The sequence below is a fragment of the Micromonospora phytophila genome, assembly GCF_023656545.1.
Lineage (GTDB): Bacteria > Actinomycetota > Actinomycetes > Mycobacteriales > Micromonosporaceae > Micromonospora > Micromonospora phytophila.
On record NZ_JAMOKF010000383.1, the window covers coordinates 1 to 4,590 of the forward strand.

The 4,590-nt window shown below is 76.2% G+C and carries 5 protein-coding genes; 4 read left to right on the forward strand and 1 reads right to left on the reverse strand.

All coding sequences use genetic code 11. The features are described from left to right. A partial coding sequence (locus tag NCC78_RS27830) for a UbiA family prenyltransferase (RefSeq protein ID WP_372495221.1) occupies positions 1-619 on the reverse strand: 619 nt, incomplete at its 3' end. 9 nt (positions 620-628) lie between these two features. Here NCC78_RS27830 and NCC78_RS27835 point away from each other — a divergent pair. The 4 genes from NCC78_RS27835 to NCC78_RS27850 all read left to right on the forward strand — a co-directional run bounded on the left by NCC78_RS27835 (position 629) and on the right by NCC78_RS27850 (position 4,453). Next, the gene (locus NCC78_RS27835) at positions 629-1,378 is read left to right on the forward strand and encodes a methyltransferase domain-containing protein (protein WP_250798214.1); all 750 of its coding nucleotides are present in this window, start codon (positions 629-631) and stop codon (positions 1,376-1,378) included. Positions 1,379-1,421: 43 nt separating this feature from the next. Then, positions 1,422-2,591, forward strand: a complete 1,170-nt coding sequence (locus NCC78_RS27840; protein ID WP_250798215.1) for an acyl-CoA dehydrogenase family protein — start codon at positions 1,422-1,424, stop codon at positions 2,589-2,591. A gap of 69 nt (positions 2,592-2,660) precedes the next feature. Then, positions 2,661-3,719 (forward strand): type III polyketide synthase, encoded by a 1,059-nt coding sequence (locus NCC78_RS27845; protein WP_250798216.1) that lies wholly within the window; start codon positions 2,661-2,663, stop codon positions 3,717-3,719. 38 nt (positions 3,720-3,757) lie between these two features. Continuing rightward, positions 3,758-4,453 carry a hypothetical protein gene (locus tag NCC78_RS27850; RefSeq protein WP_250798217.1) on the forward strand — a complete coding sequence of 232 codons (696 nt, stop codon included), beginning with the start codon at positions 3,758-3,760 and terminating at the stop codon, positions 4,451-4,453. The last annotated feature ends 137 nt before the right edge of the window (positions 4,454-4,590 follow it).

Consider the following 4,590-nt stretch of genomic DNA (forward strand, 5'->3'; position numbering starts at 1 on the left):
CGAGCCGGTGCGGCAGGCCGCGCACCCCGGTCCGGGCGTCGTCGACGAGGTCCGGCAGCACGTTGGCGAAGTGCGCCCCGGCGCCCAGCAGGGCCCCCGCGGCGACCAGCCAGACCGGCGGCGCCGGCGCGCCGGGCAGCGCCAGCACCACGAAGGCGGGGAGCAGCCCGAACGAGACCGCGTAGGGCAGCACGGACACCGGGGTCGACTTCAGCGGCCAGTCGTAGAGCAGCGCGGAGACCAGCGCGACGCTCACCGCGAGCGCCGCGGCGGGGGTCGTGGTCAGCCCCAGCGCCGGGGTGGCGAGCGCGGCCGCCGTCGCCCCCACAGCGACCGTGCGCCGGCGGACCGCGCCGGTGGCGACCGGTTTGTCGGTACGCCCCACCGTGGCGTCCCGGTCGGCGTCGAGCAGGTCGTTGGTCCAGCCGACGGCGAGCTGGCTGGCCAGCACGCTGAGCACCACGGCGAGGACGCCGGCCGGGCGGTGGCCGACCCCGACGGCGAGCAGCCCGGACACCGTGGTGACCGCTGCGGCGGGTTCCGGGTGACTCGCCCTGACCAGCCCTAGCACCGTTGACGACATGAGGAAAGTCTGGTCGTTACCGGTCAGTCGTGCCACGCTCGGTCCATGCGAGACGCCGGCCGCACCCTGCCGCGCAACGACCCGCGCCAGTACGACGACCTGGCCGGCGAGTGGTGGCGGCCCGACGGCGCGTTTGCGATGCTGCACTGGCTGGCCGAGGCGCGTGCGGCGCTGGTGCCGCCGGCGAGCCGCCCCGGCGCCCTCCTGGTCGACCTGGGCTGCGGCGCCGGGCTGCTCGCCCCGCACCTGGCCGGCAAGGGCTACCGGCACGTCGGCGTCGACCTCACCCGCTCGGCCCTGCGCCAGGCCGCCGCGCACGGGGTGAGCGTCGTCAACGGCGACGCCACCGCCGTGCCGCTGGCCGACGGCTGCGCGGACGTGGTCGCCGCCGGCGAGTTGCTGGAGCACGTACCGGACTGGCCCCGGGCGGTGGCCGAGGCGTGCCGGCTGCTCCGCCCCGGCGGTCTGCTCGTCCTGGACACGTTGAACGACACCGCGCTGAGCCGGTTGCTCGCCGTCCGGGTCGCCGAGCGGCTGCCCACCGTGCCCCGGGGCATCCACGATCCACGGTTGTTCGTGGATGCCCGGGCGCTGGTCGCCGAGTGCGCCCGGCACGGTGTCGAGCTGCGGCTGCGGGGCATCCGTCCCGGCGTGCGGAGCCTGCTCGGGTGGCTGGCCCGACGGATGCGCGCCGCCGACGGTCCGGTTGCGACCGTCGCCGGCCCGACGCCGCGGATCGTGCCGACCTGGTCGACCGCCGTGCTCTACCAGGGACGTGGCACGCGGAGCGGATAGCGGAGCCGGTCCGGGGGTAAGGACAGGCCGAGGAGGGGGCTGTATGACGCTGCACGCGCTGGAGGCGGCTCGCCGCCTGGCACCGAGGCTGGCCGCCCGTGCGGCAGCGCATGACCGGGACGGCTCATTTCCGGTCGAGGACTTCCGGGACCTCCGGGAGGCCGGGCTCTTCGGCCTGATGGTCCCCCGCGAGCTGGGCGGCCTGGGCGCCACCTTCGCCGAGTACGCCGCGGTCGCCACCGAACTGGCCCGGGGCAACGGCGCGACCGCGCTGGTGTTCAACATGCACGCCTCGGTCACGGGCGCGCTCGGCGCGGTCACCGAGGAACTGGCCGAGACGCTGGGCGTGCCGGACGAGGCGCTGGCCGCCCGGGACCGGCTGCTCACCGCCGCCGCCCAGGGCTCCTGGTACGCGGTGGCGATGAGCGAACGCGGCGCGGGCGCCCGGCTCTCCCAGCTGACCACCATGTACGAGCCGGTCGACGGCGGTTTCCACCTCAAGGGCAGCAAGACGTTCTGCTCGGGCGCCGGGCACGCCGACGGCTACCTGGTGGCCGCGCGCAGCGCCGCCGACCCGTCGACGGTCTCGCAGTTCCTGGTCCCGGCCGACCCGGAGGGGCTGACCGTGGAGCCCACCTGGGACTCGCTCGGCATGCGGGCGACCTCGTCGCACGACCTGCACCTGGACGTCACCGTGCCGGCCGACCGGCTGCTCGGTGGCGTGGAGGGGCTGGCCCTGGTGGTCGCCCAGCTGATGCCGCACTGGCTGGTGGCCAGCTACGCCGCCGTCTACGTCGGGGTGGCCCGGGCGGCGATCGACGCGGCGGCGGAGCACCTGAACGCCCGCAACCTCGCCGGCCTGCCGGCGGTCCGGGCCCGCCTCGGACGGGCCGACGCGGCCGCGGCGGCGGCCCAGCTCGTGGTGGCCGAGGCGGCCCGCCGGGTGGACGAGGCGCCGGGCGACGCGGAGACCAACCGGTGGGTGTGGCGGGCGAAGCTGCTGGCCGGCACCACCGCGGCCGACGTGGCGGCGTCCATGCTGGAGGCGGCCGGCACGTCGGCGACCCGCCGGGGCCATCCGCTGGAGCGGCTCTACCGGGACGCGCGCTGCGGTTCGCTGCACCCGGCGACCTCGGACGTCTGCGCGGACTGGCTCGGCATCGCGGCGTTGGGCGGCGACCCGGACCGCGACGGCTCGGCTCCTCGTTGGTGAGTGGGGGCGACGGGCTCGCCGGGGTCGCGAGCGCGTCATGGTGAGGAAGCGTCGGCAGCCGGACGAGAGGTGGGCATCGTGTCCGTACCAGTGATCGCGGGGCTCGGTACGGCGCAGCCGCCGTCCGCCGCGCAGGACGAGCTGTGGGAGAGCTTCTTCTCCCGGCATTTCTCCGGCACCACCCGGGCGCTGGCCCAGCGGATCTTCGCGAACTCCGGCGTCGCCCGCCGGCAGGCCGCGGTGAATCCGCTGCTGGAGGACGTGTCCGACTGGCCGACCGAGCGGCGGATGCGTCGCTACCAGGTCGAGGCGCTGCCGCTGGGGAAGGAGGCGGTCGGCCGGGCGTTGACCGCGGCCGGCCTGGCCGCCGGGGACGTCGGGCTCTTCGTCGTCTGCTCGTGCACCGGGTACGCCACCCCGGGGCTGGACATCCTGCTCGCCCGCGACCTGGGCATGGCTCCGGGGACCCAGCGGATGTTCGTCGGCCACATGGGCTGCTACGCGGCCCTGCCGGGGCTGGGCGCGGCGAGCGACTTCGTCACCGCCCGTGGCCGGCCGGCGCTGCTGCTCTGCGCGGAGCTGACCAGCCTGCACATCCAGCCCGCCACGGCCCGGGTGGACACCCAGCAGATCGTCTCCCACGCGCTCTTCTCGGACGCCGCCGTCGCCGCCGCGGTCGTCCCCGGCGGCCGGGGGTACGCGCTGCGCGAGGTCACCTCCGTCACGGACACCTCCACCGCCGACCACATGACCTGGGACGTCACCGACACCGGGTTCCGGATGGGGCTGTCGCCGAAGGTGCCGCAGGTGCTCTCCGCGCACGTGCGTGGCCTGGTCGACGACCTGCTGGCCCGGCACGGCACGACGGTGTCCGAGGTGGACGGCTGGGCGGTGCACCCGGGCGGGCCGCGCATCCTCAACGTGGTGGAGCGGGAGCTGGCCCTGCCGCCGGAAGGGCTGGCGGCGTCCCGCGCCACCCTGAACGAGCAGGGCAACTGTTCGTCGCCGACGGTACTGCTGATCCTGGACCGGCTGCGCCGGGCCGCGTCGCCGCCGGAGCGGATCGTGATGCTGGCGTTCGGCCCCGGCCTGACCCTCTACGCGGCCCTGCTCGAACGTCAGGACTGAGCGCGCCGCGACGGTGGTTCGGCGGCTACCCTCGGCGCATGGACGCCGATGCGGCCGACCGGCCCCCCGCCGGACCGGCGGACCGCCCGTGGGCCGACGAGGCGGCGGACGGGCCACGGGTGGGGGTGGACCGGGCGGCGGGTGACCGGCTGCGCGCCGGCGTGCTCTTCGGGTCGGCTCTGGTGGCGCTGGTCGCCGGGGGCCTGTGGTGGCAGACGAGCGCCCCCGTCACCGGGCCGCTGCCCGCTGCCACGCCGAGCCCGCAGTCGGAGACCCGCTTCCGCTCCGTGCCCGAGGGGTCCGAGGACGGCGTGATCTTCCGGGTCGACCCGGAGACCGGCGCGGCGTTCCGGGTGGACGTCGACCGCGGCGGGGCGGACCCGCGCCGGCTCATGGAGCAGATGCTCGACGAGGAGGCCAGCAGCGGCAGACTGGACAGCTTTCCCGACACCGTCTGGACGCAGCGCGCCGACCTCGCCCCGGAGCGCGGCGTCGTCCGGCAGGCCGCCGCCGAGGCGGGCGCCCGCCATCTGCTCCAGTACCGCTGCACCGGTCCGGGCGAGCTGCTGGTCGTGATCGACGGGGCCCGGGCGGCCGACCCGTTCACCAGCGCCTGCGACGGATCGGTCACCTCGACCGAGGTCACCGCCGCGGGCGGGTCGTTCCAGGTCGCACTGTCGACCGCCAACGCCGGACCGCTGCGGGTCGAGGCGCAGCTGGTCGCCCTGCCCTGACGCGGGCGGAGTCGGCGCGCGGCCGGCCGGGCGGGCTCAGGACGCGAGGCGGGTCAGCTCGGCCCGGTAGTCCTCGGTGGAGCGGACCTCCGGCACCACCTTGACCAGCACGCCGGCGCGGTCGACCAGCAGCGCGG